The sequence below is a fragment of the Streptomyces sp. HUAS TT7 genome, assembly GCF_051550175.1.
GTDB lineage: Bacteria > Actinomycetota > Actinomycetes > Streptomycetales > Streptomycetaceae > Streptomyces.
Genome location: NZ_CP196176.1, coordinates 360,524 through 377,155, shown reverse-complemented (window position 1 = coordinate 377,155; position 16,632 = coordinate 360,524). Strand labels below are relative to the sequence as shown.

The window sequence follows — 16,632 nt, the reverse complement described above, 5'->3', positions numbered from 1 at the left end:
ACGGCACATTGCGCGGGCAAAAGCAGATCCCGGAACGGAGATTGAGAAATGAACAATCGGCTCGGCCGTCGCGCCCCATTCAACTTCCGGACAGGGCAGTCGAAAAGTATGGCCTAGACTCCTCGGCATGGCGAATGTGCTCGTAGTCGAAGACGACGCCTCGGTACGCTCGGCGCTCATTCGGCATCTCACCGACGCGCAGCACACGGTGCGCAGTGTCGGAACGGCACTGGAAGCCCTGCGAGAAGTCTCCTCGCAATGCCTGGATGTCGTCATTCTCGATTTGGGCCTTCCCGATCTCGACGGGTCCGAGGTCCTGAAGATGATGCGCGGCATGACCGACATACCCGTGATCATCGCCACCGCGCGTGATGACGAGGCCGAGATCGTACGGCTCCTCAACAACGGCGCCGACGACTACCTGACCAAGCCGTTCTCGGTGGAGCAGCTCTCCGCACGGCTGGCCGCGGTGCTCCGCAGAACGGGCCGGGGCCCGCTCGGCCGGGAACAGGAGGACGCCGGCCTTGTCCGCGTGCACGACCTGTGCATCGACCCGTTGCGCCGCCGGGCGACCCTGGGCGAGCGGCCGCTGGAGCTCAGCCGCCGCGAATTCGATCTGCTGACCTTCCTCGCCCAACGGCCGGGTCTCGTCGTCTCCCGCCGTGATCTGCTCGCCGAGGTGTGGCAGCAGTCGTACGGCGACGACCAGACCATCGACGTCCACCTGTCGTGGCTGCGCCGCAAGCTCGGCGAGACGGCGGCCCAGCCGCGCTATCTGCACACCGTCCGGGGCGTCGGCATCAAGCTGGAGCCCCCGGGCGCGGCCGGCCCCGCTGCCACGACCGCCCTCAGCGCATGAGATGGGCCCTCGTACGCATCTGTCTGGCGGTGACGGTGATGGTGGTGGCGGCGTTCGCCGTGCCGCTGGGCGCCGCCGTCCAGCAGATGGCCCGTGACCGGGCCTTCACCGACGCCGAACGCCAGGCCGCCACCATCGGCCCGGTGCTCTCCATCACCACGGACCGGCGGCAGTTGGAGAAAGCCATCGCCTCCACCGAGGCGGGGGAGCGGGGTCGGCTGGCCGTACACGTGCCGCGCGGTCCGGGCGACGGGGGCTGGGACCTGGGGACCGGCCGGGCGCGGCCCGAGGAGGTGGCGGCCGCCGTGACCCGGGGCAAGCTGTCCAGGGTCGAGGTTCCGGGCGGATGGGCCATGCTCCAGCCCACGGCGCTGAGCACCGGCCGGCTGGCGCTGGTGGAGGTGTTCGTGCCGGCGGCCGAGGTCACCCGGGGCGTCGGGACGGCCTGGCTGGTCCTGGCCGGCATCGCGACCGCCCTGGTGATCGGTTCGGTGGCGGTCGCCGACCGGCTGGGCGTGCGCACGGTGCGGCCCGCCGAGCACCTCGCACGGGCCGCACACGACCTGGGCCAGGGCCAGCTGGACACCCGGGTGACCGAGGCGGGGCCGGCCGAACTCCGGTCGGTGGCCAGCGCGTTCAACGCGATGGCCGACCAGGTGGTGCACCTGCTGGCCGCCGAGCGGGAGCTGGCGGCCGACCTCTCCCACCGGCTGCGGACCCCGCTGACGGTGCTGCGCCTCAACGCGGCGTCCCTGGACGAGGGGCGCAGCGCCGAGTCCCGGGCGGCGGTCGAGCAGACCCGCGCGGCGGTCGAACAACTGGAGCGCGAGGTGGACACCATCATCCGCACGGCCCGCGAACAGCGCCCGAACACCCGTGGCCCGGCGGGCGAGAGCAGCGGCTGCGACGCGGCGGAAGTCCTGCGCGAACGCATGGTGTTCTGGTCGGCCCTGGCCGAGGACGAGGGCCGGCAGACGCGGCTGTCCGGCGTCGAGACCCCGGTGCACCTCCCGGTGCCGCGCACCGAACTGACCGCCGCCCTCGACGCGATGCTCGGCAACATCTTCCGGCACACCCCGCTGGGCACGGCCTTCGCGGTGGACGTGCACCAGAGCGACGACACGGTCATCGTCCTGGTCTCGGACGCGGGCGAGGGCATCGCCGACCCCGACGCGGCGCTGCGTCGTGGCAACGACGGGACGCGGCACGGCTCGACCGGGCTCGGACTCGACATCGTGCGCCGCCTGGCCCAGTCCACCGGAGGCGACGTGACGGTCGGCCGGTCCGTCCTCGGCGGCGCCGAGATCGGCCTCAGGATGAGCCGGACCCCTCACCACCGGGACGGCCGACCGCACCGGAGGCGGGGCATCCAGCGGCGCCCCGGCCGCTTCACCCGCGCGGGCAGGGCCCGCACCGACCGGCGCCACAAGCACCGCGCGCCGCACTAAGCCGTGCCCGCCGCCTCGTCCGGGCCGTCCGCCGGGTTGTTCACCAGCCCGATCGTGTACGCGACCACCGCGGCCTGGGTGCGGTTGTTGAGGCCCAGTTTCGCCAGCGTCCTGGATACGTACGTCTTCACGCTCGCGCCGGCCAGGTGCAGTTCCTTGGCTATCTGGCCGTTGGACATGCCCATGCCGATCAGGCGCAGCACCTTGCGCTCGCTGTCGCTGAGGGCGGCCACCCGGGCGTCGATGCCGTTGACGTGCACCGGGGTGCGCAGGGTCGCCTGGCGGACCAGGTTGCGCAGGAGTTCCGGGGCGAAGACGCGGCCCCCGGAGGCGATGACGCGCATCGCGGACAGCAGTTCCTCGCAGCGCAGGTCCTTGAGGAGGAAGCCGCTGGCGCCGGCGTCGAGGGCCTCCAGGACGTGGTTGTCGCTGCTGTAGGTGCTGAGGACCAGGACGTGCGGCGGGTTGGGGAGTTGGACCAGTTTGCGGGTGGCGCAGACGCCGTCCATGTTCGGCATGCGCAGGTCCATGAGCGCGATGTCGGGCTGGTGCAGCTTCGCCTGGATGATGGCGTCCGCGCCGTCGGCGGCCTCGCCCACCACCTCGAACTCCTCGGAGGCTTCCATCATCATCCGCAGGCCCGACCGGATGATGGCCTGGTCGTCGACGATGATCACTCGAATGGTCACGGTGCGGGTTCCTTTTCCTCGGAGTGCGGGATCGGCAGGACGGCCCGGACGCGGAAGCCGCCGTCCGGCAGCCGTCCGGCATGGAAGTGGCCGCCGGCCGCGGTGACGGCCCCGCGCAGTCCGACCAGGCCGAGCCCTCCGGAGTCGAGGGCGACGGGCCGGTGCGGGCTGGGGCCGTTGCGGACGGTGAGGGACACGGTGTCGGAGGTGAAGGCCAGGCCGATGTGGAGCGGCGCGCCGGGCGCGTACTTGGCCGCGTTGGTGAGCGCCTCGCGGCCCGCCCGGTACAGCAGGTCGTCGCCGGGTGTTCCGCAGTCCCGGGGTGTGCCGGTGACGGTGTACGTGGCGTCCATGCCGATCGCCCGCATGTTCCGGGTCAGACCGGCCAGGAAGTCGTGGCAGTCGGGATGGCGCAGGCGGTGGTCGGCTTCGCCGGGGGCGCGCAGCGCGTCGATGACGTCGCGCAGCCCGCGCATGACGGTGAGCGCCCCTTCCTGGAGTTCCTCGAAGTCCTTGGCCACCTCGGCGGGCAGGCCCGCGCGCCGTCCTGCGGCTCCGGCGCGCAGCACCAGGTACGTGGTGTGGTGGCCGACGTTGTCGTGGATCTCGTGGGCGAGCAGCGTCCCCTTCTCGGTGAGGGCGAAGCGGGCGGCGTGGTCGGTGGCGGCCTCCGCGCGGGCGATACGTGCGCTCAGGTGCTCCTCGAACGCCCGTCGGCGCCGCACGAAGTGGCCGCACACGGCGGGCAGGACGTAGGCGAGACCGGTGAAGTAGATCCGCCACGGTGCGCTGTCGATCAGTTCGCCGGTCAGCCACCGGGTGCTCAGCCAGGCCAGCGCGGCGCCGCCCACGAGGGACGCCCGCCGGCGCGTGCCGTAGCGGCCCACCGCATAGGTCGCGGCGGTCAGCGCCGTCCCCTCGTCCGAGCACAGGGTCGCGGCGAACGCGACGAGGACGCAGAGGCCGGGGCGGGTGCGCCGCCACATCAGGCTCGCGGCCGCGACCAGCGCGCACAGGCAGCTGAGCGGATAGCTGTGGACGAGCCCCGTGCGGTGCACCGTCGCCAGGGCCAGGCAGCTGGCGGCGCCGACGAGCAGGGCGAGGGCGGCGTCCAGGAGGTGCAGCCGCCGGGGCGAGGGGGCGTCGCAGCGCAGCAGGGAGCGCAGCCGCCGACGGATGAGTGTGCAGACGTGGGCCGGCATGGTTCACTCCGGGCGCGGGTGCGTCGGCGCGGGCACCAGCAGGGCCGCGGGGAGGGCGACGGCGACGGTGGTGCCCTGCTCGGTCGAGTCGAGGTACACGCTCGCGCCGTGCAGCGAGGCCAGGCAGTTGACGGCGTACAGACCGGTGGACTCGGACTGCACCCAGTCCACGGGCAGTTCGCTCTGCAGGCGCACGTTGAGCGCGTCGAGCTGCTCGGGGCCGATGCCGATGCCGTCGTCGCTGACGCGCACGACCACACCTCCGGCGCCGGTCGCCTCCGCCGAGAGGCGGACGGACCGGTCGGCGGGGGAGAACTTCGTGGCGTTCTCGATCAGTTCGGCCATCATGTGCGTGATGCCGTGGACGGTTCCGGCCCTGAGGTACACGCCGGGCACGTCCGGACGTACGACGGCGCGGGTGTAGTCCTCGACCTCTGCCGCCGCGGCCCGCAGGACGTCGATGAGCGGGGCGTCCTCGCGGTGGCGGCGCCCGGGGTCCTCGCCCGCCAGGACGAGGGTGGTCTCGCCGTGGCGGCGCATCCGGGTGGCGAGGTGGTCGAGCCGGAACAGCGAGCCGAGCACGGCCGGATCCTGTTCGGCCATCTGGAGCTGGGAGAGCAGGTCGAGCTGCTGGTGCACCAGGAGGTGGCTGCGCCGCGACATGGCGGCGAGCTTGGCGCGCACGGCGGCGCGCAGCACCGCCTGCTGTGCGGTCTGGTCGACGGCTTCCTTGACGACCGCGTCGAACGCCCGGGTCAGGTCCCCGACTTCGTCCCGGTGGCCGAGGTCGACCGGTGTCACGTCGAAGGCGAGGTGCTGGGGATGCTGGGCGCGGGCCATCCGCCGGACGAAGGAGGGCAGTTCGTTCTGGGCCTTGAGGGCCGCCCGGCGCAGCCGGTGCAGCCGGCGGATCAGGCGGCGGGCGGTGAGGGCGGCGACGGCGGCGGAGGCGAGGAGCACGGCGGCGATCGCGACGGCGTGCCGGATCAGCGCCTGGCGGGCCTCGTCGCGGGCGGTCGCGGCGAATCGCAGGGTCTGCTTGAGGAGGGCGTCCTCGGCCGTGTGCATCTGGTCGAGGACGCGTGTGCTGCACGCGACCCAGGGCGCGGGGGCAGGGTGCTCGCCGGCGAGGGCCTTGCCGAGCGGCTCGGTCAGGCAGGAGGTGTCGACGCCGTCCTTGGCGGCGGGGTCGCCGGGTTGGGATGCGGCCTCGTGTTCCCGCGCCATGAACCGGCGCAGGCCCTCCTGCTGGGCGAGGAAGGACACCTCGTCGTTCGTGAACTTGCCTTTGGCGACGGGGGAGTTGATGAGCGCGCGCTGCGCGGAGAGGGCGGCGGTGCCGGCGGCGAGGGTGTACGGGGCCCAGGTGGCGTCCGCGGTGCGTGCGCCGGGGCCACCGGACGGCACCAGCGCGTCGAGGGCGGTGACGATGCGGGCGTAGGCCGCGATCGAGGGCAGCAGCGCGGACCGTTTGGTCATCTCGCCCGCGCGGGCCGCGGGCAGCTGCTCCAGGGCCTCCCGGGCCTGTGTGAGCCGCCCCGCGATCCCCGGGTCCCCCTGGTTGTGGCCTGCGGCCGTACGGAAGTCGGCCAGTGCGGTGTCGGTGAGCCGGCGGCGCTGGGTGACGTCGGCGTCGGCCCGGCCCGACGCCACGGACAGGGCGTCGCGTTCGTTCTGGAGGTCGCGGGCGAGGGAGGCCGCCGTCACCGAGAGCAGGGCCTGCCGCTCGGCGGTGACCCGCCGGGCACAGACGGCGGCCGCGTCCTGGATCTGGAGGGCGGCCAGGGCGACGGCCAGGGACACGGGCAGTGCGAGTACCGCCGCCACCTGCATGCCCAGCCGCCGGTGGCGCAGCCAGTGTCTACTCATCTGATCCCAAGTCGTGCTCGGTGGGCATGCGTCTGCTCAGCCGGGCTGAAGAAAGAACCGGCCGAGGTGCTCTCGGGTGGCGCTGTCCAGGAGCACGGCGATCTCGGCGGCCAGCAGAGAGGCGGCGTACATGACCTGACCGGTGTCGGTGTCGGCGTCGGACACCATGACGAGGCTCGTCTGCGCGTCGACGGGCGCCATGCAGAGGTGGTGCCGCTGCATGTTGATCATGACGGCTCCCACCCAGCCGCTCCCGTACGCCTGGGCGGCCGCCTTGGTGAGCGAGACCAGGCTGGAGGACAGCGCGGCGAGCCGCTCGGCGTCGGCGGTGTCGGTGGACGGGTCCGAGCACAGGACGAGGCCGCCGGCCGACAGGAGCACGGCGCACCTGACCCCGGGGGTCGTCTCCCAGGAGTCGTGGATGACGTTCTGGATGTCCAGGGCCTGGTTCCCGGCTGTCTGCATTTCTCTCTCCGTTTTCAAAGGACCGCGGTCGTGGCCCGTGGGACGGCCGCCGTGGCGAGCCGCCGCTCCAGGGCGTGCTCGACCATCCGGATCAGTACGTCCTGGACGGCGGAGCGCTGCCTCGCGTCGGTCTGCACCACCGGTACGTCCTCGCCGAGTCGGAGGGCTTTGCGGACCTCGTCGGGGGCGAAGGGCTGACGGCCGTCGAAGCCGTTGAGCGCGACGACGAACGGGACGCCGCACGCCTCGAAGTAGTCGACCGCCGGGAAGGAGTCGGCGAGGCGCCGGCTGTCCGCGAGGACGACGGCGCCGATCGACCCGCACACCACGTCGTCCCACATGAACCAGAACCGGTCCTGCCCCGGTGTCCCGAACAGGTACAGGACGAGGGACTCCTCCAGGGTCAGCCGGCCGAAGTCCATCGCCACCGTGGTGGTCTGCTTGGACGGGACGTGGCTGAGGCTGTCGATGCCCTCGGAGGCGACGGTCATGACCGCTTCCGTCCGCAGTGGGGGGATCTCCGAGACGCTGCCGATCAGGGTGGTCTTGCCGACGCCGAAACCACCGGCCACGACGATCTTGGCCGAGGACATCTCCTGAGCGGAGGGCGGCTGCTTAGAGGCTGTGAAGTCCACTGAGGACCCTTTCCAACAGTGCGGTGGTCGGCCGGTCGCCGATGGGCTCCACAACCGAGACGAGGCCGACGGCGGACAGGTCCGCGACGAGGATCCGCGCGACGCCCACGGGCACCCGCAGATGCGCGGACACCTCGGCGATCGAGGCGGCCTCGGTGCACAGCGCCAGGATCAGCTCGTGCTCGGGCTGCCCCGCGCCGAGCGGGCCCCGCCGCTCGGTCACGACCAGGGCCTCCAGGGGGAGTTCCAGGCCGGTCACCGTCCGCCCCGCCGTGATGGTGTACGGGCGGGGAGCCAGCGGCGGGGGACCGGGTCTGGACGGCTCAGTCGGCTGCTGCGGCATGATCCCTCAACGTGGACCGCAGTTCGGGGGTGAGGACGTGGCCCACGCGCCGCACCAGCCGGGTCATCTGGTAGCCGAGGACCGCCCGGTCGGTACCGGTGTCGGCGGCGACCGCCAGGAGCGACCCGTCGGAGACGGTCACCACGACCAGGATCGAGTGCTGCATCTCCAGGACGGTGCGGTGCACCGCACCCGAATCGTGGAGCTCCGCCGCCGCGTACCCCAGGGCCGCGAGGCCGCTGGTGATCGGCGACACGAGTCCGGGCGCCGGTGCCTTGGCGTCCGAGGCCCGGGCGAGCAGCACCCCGTCCGCCGAGACCAGCGCGACGTCGAAGACGCCCGGCAGGTCGGTCTGGAATTTCTGCAGTACCCACTGGAACTCGCGCACCTTGTCGGTGCCCTGGGTCAGGGAACGCGGTGCGGGGGACGGCTCAATCGCGTACACGGGACTCCTCCTGGGCGGGCTCCTGCGGCGGCTGGGGCTGCGCCTGGGCGATCCCGTCGGTCAGGCCGCTCATGCGCCGCCGGATCTCGGCGGGATCGGGAAGGGCGGCGGAGTCACCGCCGGCCGGGCCGGGCGCGGTGATGCTGCCGACGCGGGCCCGCCGCTGACGCACCGGCAGACCGGCCTGCGTGGACTCCTGAGCCGGGCCGCCCTGCCGGGGTACGGACTCCTGCGCCGCACCCGACTGCCGTGGTACGGACTCGTTCCCGGCCGAAGGGCTGACGGCCTGCATCGACACGGTCGTCGGGTCCTGGGCGGCCACGGCCGCGGGCGCGCTCTCCTGAACTCGGGCGCCCATCATCCTGCGGGCCTGCCCGTACCGGACGGGCTGTGCCGCCGACGGGGCCGACGGCTGGGCCGGCTGCGCCGGGACCGGGGCCGGGGCCGGCTGGGCCAGCATGGACTGCGGCAGGATCAGCGAGGCCACCAGGCCGGTCGGCGTGTTCTCGTACAGCCGGACGGCCACCTGGTGCTTGCGGGCCAGCGCCCCCACGACGTAGAGCCCCATGGACTCGCTGAGGTGGGACCGGAACCCGGCGGCCTGGCGCAGGGTCTGTTCGGCCTGGGCCAGTTGCTCGGGGCCCATCCCGATGCCCGCGTCGCGGATCTCCAGGAGGGCGCGGCCGTCGGGCATCCGTCGGCCGCTCACCACGACCCAGGTGTCCGGGCTGGAGAACGAGGCCGCGTTGTCGAGGAGTTCGGCGACCAGGTGGACGAGGTCGTCGGCGGCGTAGCCCACGACGCCGACCGGGGGCAGCGCGTGGTAGGTGACCCGCCGGTAGTCCTCGATCTCGGAGGCCGCGGTCCGCACCAGCGCGAGCAGGTCCGTGGTCTCGCGCCGCTCGGCCGAGATCTCCGCCCCGGCAAGCACCAGCAGGTTCTCGCTGTTGCGGCGGATCTGGGTGGAGAGGTGGTCGAGGTGGAACAGGTGGGAGAGCGCGTCCGGTTCCGGCTCGCGGCTCTCCAGCTCGGTGATGACGGCCAGTTGGCGCTGGACGAGGGACTGGTTGCGCCGGGAGAGGTTCTGGAAGAGGAGGTTGACCTCCTCGCGCATGCCGGCCTGCTGGCGTGCCAGGCGTACGGCCTCCAGGTAGACCCGGTCGAAGGCGCGCGCCACGTCGCCGATCTCGTCCCGGCTGCGTGGAGCGAGCACCCTGCCCTCCAGCGCGCGCGGCAGCTCGCTGCCCTGCGAGAGGTGGCGGGTCACGTCGGGGAGGTGGATGTCGGCCACCTTCACCGCCGAGCGGCGCAGCCAGGACAGGCCGCGCACCAGGTGCCGGGAGGTCGCCATGACCAGGACCGTGGCGATCAGCAGGGCCAGTACCGACAGGACGATGGAGATGACGGCCTTCTGGTGGGCCTGCTCCTCCTGGTCGTGCGCGCTGGCCAGGATGCGGTCCTCCACCCGGTCCTGGAGCTGGTCCAGTTGGGTGCTGACGCGGGTGAGGTCCTGGTACCAGCTCTTCGGCAGCACCTTGCTGAGGTTGACCTGGCCGGTGGAGGTGCTCAGCTTGCCGATTTCGCCGGTCACGGCGGTGGAGGGCGCGGCGTCGACGATCTGCTTGAAGGCGGCAGCCTCGGTCGGCTCGGCGTAGAGCCCGAACTCCCGGCCGGTGATGTCGCGTACGAGCTGGGAGGCGAGGACGTTGCCCTGTGCCCCCGTGGTGAGGTTGCCGGAAGGCGCGGAGGACAGCACCGAACGCTGGCTCGTGACCATGACGTCATAGAGAGCCAGGGTGTACAGCGTCCAGCCCGCGCCCCGGGCCTGCTCGCCCAGCCCGCCGACCTGGTTGTACAGACTGGCGATCGACACGATCACACCGCCGTACTGGTTCTCGACGTCGCTGGGGGCGCTGTGGGAGTCCGCCAGTTTGCGGATGTCCTTGAGGGCGTCGAGTCCGGCGCTGGTGACCTGGTACTGGCGCTCCATGCCGGAGCTGGCGGGCAGTTGCTTCAGCTCGTCCAGGAACTGCTTGGCCTTGGCCTCGGTTTCGGCGCGCCCGGTGCCGTCGGAGGGGTGGAGCCGCTCGCGGGCCTTCGGGTCGACCGCCAGGTCGCGCTCCTGGGCCAGCGCCCGGATCAGGGAGGTCCCGGTGCGGCTGGTCTGGGCGATCTGCGCCGTCTCGCGGTGCTGGTCGGCGGTGTCCAGGGCCTCCTTGACGCGCATGCCGGCGAAGCCGAGGGCGGCGAGCAGCGGTACGAGGACCACGATCAGCATGCGGGTGGGCACCCGGAGGTCGGCGAGCACACGCCTACGCCAGGGCAGGGGGGTGCCGCCCGCTCCCGGTATCTGCTCGTGCCGGGGGCTCGGCGCAGGAGCACCTTTTTTCACGGGGGAGACCTGGTTTCCGAGGAAGTGGAATAGGGCCGTCCCAGCCTATGTACGTTCTGATGGCGACTCACTTGACCAATGGGCTACCCCCATCGGCCGAAAGTTGATCCCATGGCCCCGTGCCGCCCCTTATCGTGCGGCGGGGCAGGGCCCGAAGACAATGCGGGCCGCCTCGACGCGATTCTGCGCCCCGAGACGTGCGAGCACCTGGCTCACATGCGTTTTGACCGTCCCGGGGCGGAGCCCCAGTGATTCGGCGATCTCGGCATTGGACATGCCGGTGGCGAGGAGTTCGAGTACCTCGTGCTGACGGTCCGTCAAGGCGTCGAGTGCCTTTCTCTGAGCGGGAACGCGTTGTGTCCACACCCGGCGTGAGGCGAGTTCGACGACGTCCCTCGTCATTTCGCTGGAGAAGAACGCATGGCCCGCCACGACAGCCCGTACCGCGCGAACCAGGTCTTTGTGCAGGGAATTCACGGACAGAAGTCCCGAGGCTCCGGTGCAAATGGCCGCTTCCGCGAGCCGGTCCTCCGGTGAGCCGACGAGAAGGATCCGAGGGGAATGCGGCTCGTGCCCGATCTCCTGGGCGATGGCCAGCCCTTCGGCCCCGGGGCCGGCGTGGACAACGACGGCGTCGGGGAGCAGGACGCGGACGCGCTCGCGCGCGGTGGTGGCGTCCCACGCCTCCTCGACGGTGTTGATCCCCCGGCCCCCCAGCAGGTGTTCCCTCAGGACCCGGCGCATGTGCCGGTCGCCGCTGACCGGCAGGACCGTAATCATCCCCGCTGCTCCGACGGGAGGGGGCGGACAGGGAAGGGTGGGACGAATCGGACCAGATGGTGGCATAGGTTGATGGTATGTCGACCGGGTGATGGGGAGCCGCCAGCTAATGATCAAGGTAGTGATTGTCGAGGACAACGTCATCGCCAGGACCGGACTGCGGCAGATCGTCTCCTCCGGCGGGGACATCGAGGTGACCGCCACCGCCCCTGACGCAGCGTCAGGGATGGAGGCGGTGCTCCGCACCCGCCCGCACGTGGCCCTGGTCGACCTGGGGCTGCCGGACGAGAGCGGCCTCTCGCTCGCCACCCGCCTGCTGGCCCTGCCCGAACCGCCCCGGGTGCTGATCCTGACCGCCTTCCACGACGGCGCCCTGGTGCGCGAGGCCCTCACCGGCGGAGTGTCCGGCTTCCTGCTCAAGGACCTGTCGGTCGAGGACCTGCTGGAGGCCGTCCGGGCCGCCCACGCCGGGCACGCGGTGCTGCACCCCGAGGTCGCGGGCCATCTGGTCGGCTCGCTCCGCCGGGCCGACCGTCCCTCACCGCAGGAACTCGAACGCCTCGCCGCCCTGACCGACCGGGAGCGCGCCGTCCTGCGGCTGCTGGCCACCGGCCTGACCAACGCCGCCATCGGCCGCGAGCTGGGCCTGACCGAGGCGGCCGTGAAGAACCACGTCACCCACGCCCTCACCAAACTGGACCTGGCGAACCGCGTTCAACTGGCCCGGTTCGTCAACCGGGTGGGACTCGCCGACTGAGGCGCCGCGCCCTCGCCGCGCTCCAGCCCGGCGCGCAGCCGCAGCAGAGTCTGGAAGAGGGTGCTGCGGACGGTTGCGGGGCCGATGCCCAGCGCGGCGGCGATCTCGGCCGCGCTCATGCCGAGCCAGTAGCGCATGAACACGACCTGACGGCGTCGTTGCGGCAGCCCGGCCACCAGCGCGCGCAGCGCCTCGTGCTCCGCGTGACCGGGAGCGAAGTCGGGCACCGCACCGTCCTGGAGGTCGGCGGTCGGCACGTCCCGGAACCCTCCGCCGCGCCAGTGGTCGATCCGTACGCTGTCGAGGACCTGGTGGACGTAGGCGTCCGGGTTGGTCTTGTTGCGGATGCGGTCCCACTGGTGGAACGTGCGCAGCAGCGCCAGCTGCAACAGGTCCTGGGCGTCCTGGGGGTTGGGCACCAGGCGTTCCGCGCGGCGCAGCAGCACCTCGCGGCGGGCGCGCACGTAGCCTTCGAAGTCCGGGTAGGGGACGGGCCGGTGTCCTGTCGGGTCATCCATCGTGCCCCCAGGCTGGCGCACTCCCCGCCGCCGGGGCGTCGTCCGGAGGACGTCCGGCCGTGGACGGCCGGACATAGGGCAATCAACCTTCTTCGACTGCCCGCGCGGAGGCGTGGGGCAGGAGCGCCCGCACGGTGAAGCCCTCGCCGCGCGGCTCGGCCGTGAAGGCACCGCCCAGCTGGGCGACCCGCTGGGCGAGCCCGGCGAGCCCGCTCCCGCCCGAGGGCAGCACCGCCTCCACGGGACGCCGGGCGCCCGTGTCCGTCACCTCCACGCGCAGCCCGTCCGGATTGCAGCACAGGGTCACCGCTATCGCGGCACCGGGCGCGTACCGGGCCACGTTCGTCAAGGACTCCTGCACGACCCGATAGGCGGTCAGCTGGACCGGCTCCGGGAGCACTTCGGGGTGGCCGTCGACGTGGAGTTCCGCGCGGGTGCCGTCGCGGCGCACCTCCTCGACCAGGGTCACGATGCGGTCCGCGGGAGCGGTGGCCCGGCCGGCGCAGCCGCCGGGTTCCAGCAGGCCGAGGGTCTCGCGGAGTTCCTCCAGCGCCTTTCGGCCGTCGCTGCGGATCCGCTCGACGGCCCGCGACGAGGCGCCCGGCAAGGCGGCCGGAGAGGACAGCAGCGCGTTGGCGGTCAGGACGATGCCGCTCAAGCGGTGGGCCAGGGTGTCGTGCATGTCCCGGGCGATCCGCGACCGCTCCTGGGCGGTGGCCCGCTCGGCCCACAGCGCCCGCTCGCGCTCCAACTCGCCCATCCGGCGGCGGTCCGCGGCGGAACGCTCGTGGTGCCGGCCGATCGCGTACCCGGCGAGCAGCGGACCGAGGGCGAGAGCCAGCGCGACCGAGTTCTCCCGCAGTCCCGGAGCGGGGGTGCCGCCCCGGATGCCCACCAGGGCCAGCGCCGTCCCCGCGGCCACCGGCACCACAAGACCGCGGCGGTCGGGCACCCGCGTACCCGTGGCGAACATGGCCAGGCCCAGCGCGCCCGGCACATAGGCCAGCAGGTGGCCGACCGCGGCGAGGGAGGCCACAAGGACGGGCCTCCGCGCATGCCACAGCAGGACCAGGCTCGCGGCCGCGCCCACGGCACCGGCCAACGCTGGTCTGCCCGAAAGGACCAGGCCGTTGAAGGCGTACGCCTCCGAGTCCCAGACGGCCCACAGGGCCGCACCGCACGCGGCGGCCGTCCACAGGCGCTCGGGCGCCCAGGTCGTTTCGAGTTGTCGAGACATTCGCAGAAGTAGAACACGAGGACATTGGCGCACCGGGGGACGAACGTCCCGGTTATCAACTTCCATTGGTCCCGCACAATTCGGTGCCAAAGTCCCGAGCGCGGTTCAACTATCCAGGGAATCCTGAGCAGGCAGGTATCCGAGATGCTGTTCCCATGTCACGTCGAGCCGGCCGGGAACGATGACGTCCATCTCCGGGTAACCGAGATCCGCCACTACGGCGTCATAGACCGGCGTATCGCTCGGCGCGGAATGGGGAGCAGGCCACCAGCGGCCCGCACGACCTTCGAAATTGTTCATGGCGTCGGCCTTCTGTCGGTCTGTGGGTTCTGACAGTTGGCGAAACCATACCGTCTTCCGCGTGCCGGAATACCACTCGGAGAAACAGTGACCACGCGGGCACGGTGTGTGTCGGATTCTGCGTCGATAACGCGGATTAAGAGTTTTTAAGAAGTCGTTAGAGCATGCCTAAGCCTGGATGCGCCACACTTGTCCACATGAACTCGACAGCGGAACTTCACAGCGCTCCGGCGGGCGAAAGGCAGCAGCTTCCGAGCACCGTGCTCGTTGCCGACGGTGATCAGGTATTCCGTACCCGGCTGTGCCGTCTTCTGGAAGGTCTCGGCTACGACGTGGTGGCCGAGGCATCGAGCGCCCTGGAAGTGACGAAGCTCCTGCGGAGCGCCGAGCCCGAACTCGTCGTCATGGACCTGTCGTTGGCGCGGTCCGTGGGGTTCCGTGCCGAGCGCCTGGGCGGTCTGCTTCGCCGGCCCCCCAAGGTGGTCCTGCTGACCGGCGACGCCGGGCACGAGGGACTGGCGGAGGCGCTGGACGCCGGGGCCCGCGGGTTCGTCACCAAGGACCTGGACGCGGCCCTGCTCGACTCCGTCCTCGGCCACGTGCTCGCGGACGGCTGCGCGATCGCGCCGGAGCTCTTCGGCGGCCTCATGGACAAGCCCACCGGCTCCCGCACCCGGTTCACCCGCGCCCACCCCCGGGTCGGCCTGCTCAACGACAGCGAGCGCCACGTCCTGCAACTGCTCGGCTGCGGCTTCGAGAACGCCCGCATCGCCGAGGAACTCCACCTCTCCCGCGCGAGCGTGAAGACCTACGTGTCCCGGCTGCTCGGCAAGCTGCACCTCGAAAACCGCACCCAGGCCGCGCTCGTGGCCAACGAGACGGGCCTGGCCCGCCAGGTCGCCGTCGCCGCATAACTTGGGCATATACCTGTACTTCATGACATGAGACGGTGATCGAGGGTGGCCGGGCAGCAGTCGCCGTCCGCCGGGGGCCAGTGCGAGCGACCCCGTGGCGAGACGGCCTCCGACGACGCGACGACGGAGCTGGACGCGGTGCAACCGCACAGCGGTGACGCGACGATGGCGTTGGACGGGGTGCAACCGCACGGCGCCGACGAGACGATGGTCTTCGACCCGGCGCAACTGCACAGCAGGCGCCGACGGTCACGCAGCGCGCGTCGGCGCATATCCGCGGGTGCCGCGGGGGTCCTGGCGCTGGCGGGCGCGGGCATGCTCGCCTTCGGGGGAGGCGGCCCCGACAACCTCGCCGCCCTGATGGGCTCGTCCGGACACGGCGCGGGAGCCCCCGACACGGTCCCCTCCACGACGCCGTCCACCGCCGAGGAACAGGCCCGGTCGGCCGGCGCGCAGGTCTCGCCCAACGCCTCGTCGCCGAAAGGCCCGACACCGGGACACCCGAGCGCCTCCGACACCTTCCGCACCACGCCGTCCGCCCCGGGAGCCGACGGACAGCACACCCCGAGCACGGGGGCGGACCCCTCCACCTCGCACGCGGCGTCCACGTCCTCCCACCCGACCTCGCCGTCCCCCTCGCATTCGGACGGCCGTTCGCTGCCGGTCTGGCAGGCGGGCGACTCCTACGGGGTGGGGGACCGGGTGACGTACAACGGCGTGGTCTACCGGTGCCGGCAGGCCTACGTCGGCCACGGCGATCCCAGTTACATCGAGTCCGAGGCCCTCTGGCAGCGGCTGCGTTAGCCGGTCCGCCGTCAGATCTGGGCGTGGGGCCCGAACTGCCCGTCCACCAGATTGAGTTCATACGCCAGCACCGCCGCCTGGGTGCGGTTGTGCAGGCCCAGCTTCCGCAGGATGCGCGAGACGTGGGCCTTGACGCCGGAGACGGACAGATAGATCGTCCCGGCGATCTGTACGTTGCTCATGCCGGACCCGATCAGCATCAGCACGCACCGCTCCTGCTCGGTGAGCCGCCCGAGCAGTTCGGCGCGGTGCACGCGGCCCCGGGCCGTCCCGTGCGACGCCCTCTTCATGATGAGGCTCAGCACCTCGGCCGACACCGGGCTGACGCCGCGCATCACGCTCTCCATCGCGCCCTGGAGCCCCGCCGGCCTGACGTCCTTGGTCAAGAAGCCGCTGGCCCCCGCTTCCAGGGCGGCCAGCGCCTGGTCGTCGACGGCGAACGCGGTCAGCACGATGACGCGGGGCGGCCGGCTCAGCCGGGTCAGCCGGCGCGTCGTCTCGACCCCGTCGATGTGCGGCATGCAGAGGTCCATCAGGACCAGGTCCACGTCGTGTTCCCGCGCCTGCGCCACCGCTTGGGGCCCGTCCTCGGCCACGGCCGCGACGGTGAAGCCGGGCACGGAGTCGACCAGGGAGAGGAGCCCGGAGCGGGCGATCGCCTGGTCGTCGACGACCAGGACGCGGGTGTCGGTGTCCGTGGGGAAATCCTCTTCGCGCCTCATGGGTTCAACTGGCCTGCTGGCCGACGGGGATCGCGCACCGGAGCCGGGTTCGTCGGAGCCGGCCCGCGGGCGAGGAGGCAGAGCATGGACATCCTTCCGGTGGGACGCACGTCGGTGGTACCGCCTGCCGTACCCGGACAGGCCCGACGAACAGCCGTATGAGTGGGTAAACCCTCTCATGTTGCAACCATCTCCGCCCCAGGTGGCCCCCGCCGGGACCGGTCGAACCCCAACGTGGCTGCGCGGTGCGGCC

The 16,632-nt window shown here is 71.9% G+C and carries 18 protein-coding genes; 5 read left to right on the top strand and 13 right to left on the bottom strand.

Annotated features, from left to right (window positions below):
- Positions 1-127 precede the first annotated feature (127 nt).
- Both ACSHXC_RS42065 and ACSHXC_RS42060 read left to right on the top strand, forming a co-directional pair.
- Complete coding sequence (locus ACSHXC_RS42065; RefSeq protein WP_438297539.1) at positions 128-859, top strand: response regulator transcription factor; 732 nt, start codon at positions 128-130, stop codon at positions 857-859.
- Positions 856-2,307, top strand: a complete 1,452-nt coding sequence (locus ACSHXC_RS42060; RefSeq protein WP_438297537.1) for a sensor histidine kinase — start codon at positions 856-858, stop codon at positions 2,305-2,307. The genes ACSHXC_RS42065 and ACSHXC_RS42060 overlap by 4 nt, the downstream gene beginning before the upstream one ends.
- Here ACSHXC_RS42060 and ACSHXC_RS42055 read toward each other — a convergent pair.
- The 9 genes from ACSHXC_RS42055 to ACSHXC_RS42015 all read right to left on the bottom strand — a co-directional run bounded on the left by ACSHXC_RS42055 (position 2,304) and on the right by ACSHXC_RS42015 (position 11,127).
- Positions 2,304-2,996 (bottom strand): response regulator, encoded by a 693-nt coding sequence (locus ACSHXC_RS42055; protein WP_438297536.1) that lies wholly within the window; start codon positions 2,994-2,996, stop codon positions 2,304-2,306. The genes ACSHXC_RS42060 and ACSHXC_RS42055 overlap by 4 nt on opposite strands.
- Positions 2,993-4,198: a sensor histidine kinase gene (locus ACSHXC_RS42050; RefSeq protein ID WP_438297535.1), complete on the bottom strand. Its 1,206-nt coding sequence runs from the start codon at positions 4,196-4,198 to the stop codon at positions 2,993-2,995. Before ACSHXC_RS42050 ends, ACSHXC_RS42055 begins: the two co-directional genes overlap by 4 nt.
- Positions 4,199-4,201: 3 nt before the next feature.
- Complete coding sequence (locus ACSHXC_RS42045) at positions 4,202-6,067, bottom strand: sensor histidine kinase (protein ID WP_438297533.1); 1,866 nt, start codon at positions 6,065-6,067, stop codon at positions 4,202-4,204.
- Between the two features lie 36 nt (positions 6,068-6,103).
- Positions 6,104-6,532 carry a roadblock/LC7 domain-containing protein gene (locus tag ACSHXC_RS42040; protein ID WP_438297532.1) on the bottom strand — a complete coding sequence of 143 codons (429 nt, stop codon included), beginning with the start codon at positions 6,530-6,532 and terminating at the stop codon, positions 6,104-6,106.
- 14 nt (positions 6,533-6,546) lie between these two features.
- Complete coding sequence (locus ACSHXC_RS42035; protein WP_438297531.1) at positions 6,547-7,167, bottom strand: GTP-binding protein; 621 nt, start codon at positions 7,165-7,167, stop codon at positions 6,547-6,549.
- Complete coding sequence (locus ACSHXC_RS42030; RefSeq protein ID WP_438297530.1) at positions 7,148-7,510, bottom strand: DUF742 domain-containing protein; 363 nt, start codon at positions 7,508-7,510, stop codon at positions 7,148-7,150. Before ACSHXC_RS42030 ends, ACSHXC_RS42035 begins: the two co-directional genes overlap by 20 nt.
- A complete protein-coding gene (locus ACSHXC_RS42025) occupies positions 7,491-7,955 on the bottom strand; it encodes a roadblock/LC7 domain-containing protein (RefSeq protein ID WP_438297529.1) in 465 nt (154 codons plus the stop codon). The genes ACSHXC_RS42030 and ACSHXC_RS42025 overlap by 20 nt, the downstream gene beginning before the upstream one ends.
- Positions 7,942-10,263, bottom strand: coding sequence for an ATP-binding protein (locus ACSHXC_RS42020; protein ID WP_438297528.1), 2,322 nt, complete (start codon positions 10,261-10,263; stop codon positions 7,942-7,944). The genes ACSHXC_RS42025 and ACSHXC_RS42020 overlap by 14 nt, the downstream gene beginning before the upstream one ends.
- A gap of 213 nt (positions 10,264-10,476) precedes the next feature.
- Positions 10,477-11,127, bottom strand: coding sequence for a LuxR C-terminal-related transcriptional regulator (locus ACSHXC_RS42015; RefSeq protein WP_438297527.1), 651 nt, complete (start codon positions 11,125-11,127; stop codon positions 10,477-10,479).
- 109 nt (positions 11,128-11,236) lie between these two features.
- Here ACSHXC_RS42015 and ACSHXC_RS42010 point away from each other — a divergent pair, with 109 nt between their 5' ends.
- Complete coding sequence (locus ACSHXC_RS42010) at positions 11,237-11,884, top strand: response regulator (protein WP_438297526.1); 648 nt, start codon at positions 11,237-11,239, stop codon at positions 11,882-11,884.
- Here ACSHXC_RS42010 and ACSHXC_RS42005 read toward each other — a convergent pair.
- The 3 genes from ACSHXC_RS42005 to ACSHXC_RS41995 form a co-directional block, all read right to left on the bottom strand.
- Complete coding sequence (locus tag ACSHXC_RS42005; protein WP_438297525.1) at positions 11,842-12,402, bottom strand: sigma-70 family RNA polymerase sigma factor; 561 nt, start codon at positions 12,400-12,402, stop codon at positions 11,842-11,844. The genes ACSHXC_RS42010 and ACSHXC_RS42005 overlap by 43 nt on opposite strands.
- An 82-nt stretch (positions 12,403-12,484) precedes the next feature.
- Positions 12,485-13,639 carry a sensor histidine kinase gene (locus ACSHXC_RS42000; protein WP_438297524.1) on the bottom strand — a complete coding sequence of 385 codons (1,155 nt, stop codon included), beginning with the start codon at positions 13,637-13,639 and terminating at the stop codon, positions 12,485-12,487.
- A gap of 105 nt (positions 13,640-13,744) precedes the next feature.
- Positions 13,745-13,939: a hypothetical protein gene (locus ACSHXC_RS41995; protein ID WP_438297523.1), complete on the bottom strand. Its 195-nt coding sequence runs from the start codon at positions 13,937-13,939 to the stop codon at positions 13,745-13,747.
- A 197-nt stretch (positions 13,940-14,136) separates the two neighbouring features.
- Here ACSHXC_RS41995 and ACSHXC_RS41990 point away from each other — a divergent pair, with 197 nt between their 5' ends.
- Both ACSHXC_RS41990 and ACSHXC_RS41985 read left to right on the top strand, forming a co-directional pair.
- Complete coding sequence (locus tag ACSHXC_RS41990) at positions 14,137-14,853, top strand: response regulator (RefSeq protein WP_438297522.1); 717 nt, start codon at positions 14,137-14,139, stop codon at positions 14,851-14,853.
- Positions 14,854-14,898: 45 nt separating this feature from the next.
- The gene (locus ACSHXC_RS41985) at positions 14,899-15,657 is read left to right on the top strand and encodes a carbohydrate-binding protein (RefSeq protein WP_438297521.1); all 759 of its coding nucleotides are present in this window, start codon (positions 14,899-14,901) and stop codon (positions 15,655-15,657) included.
- A gap of 11 nt (positions 15,658-15,668) precedes the next feature.
- On the opposite strand, the gene ACSHXC_RS41980 is transcribed toward ACSHXC_RS41985, so the two are convergent.
- A complete protein-coding gene (locus tag ACSHXC_RS41980) occupies positions 15,669-16,379 on the bottom strand; it encodes a response regulator (protein ID WP_438297520.1) in 711 nt (236 codons plus the stop codon).
- Positions 16,380-16,632 lie beyond the last annotated feature (253 nt).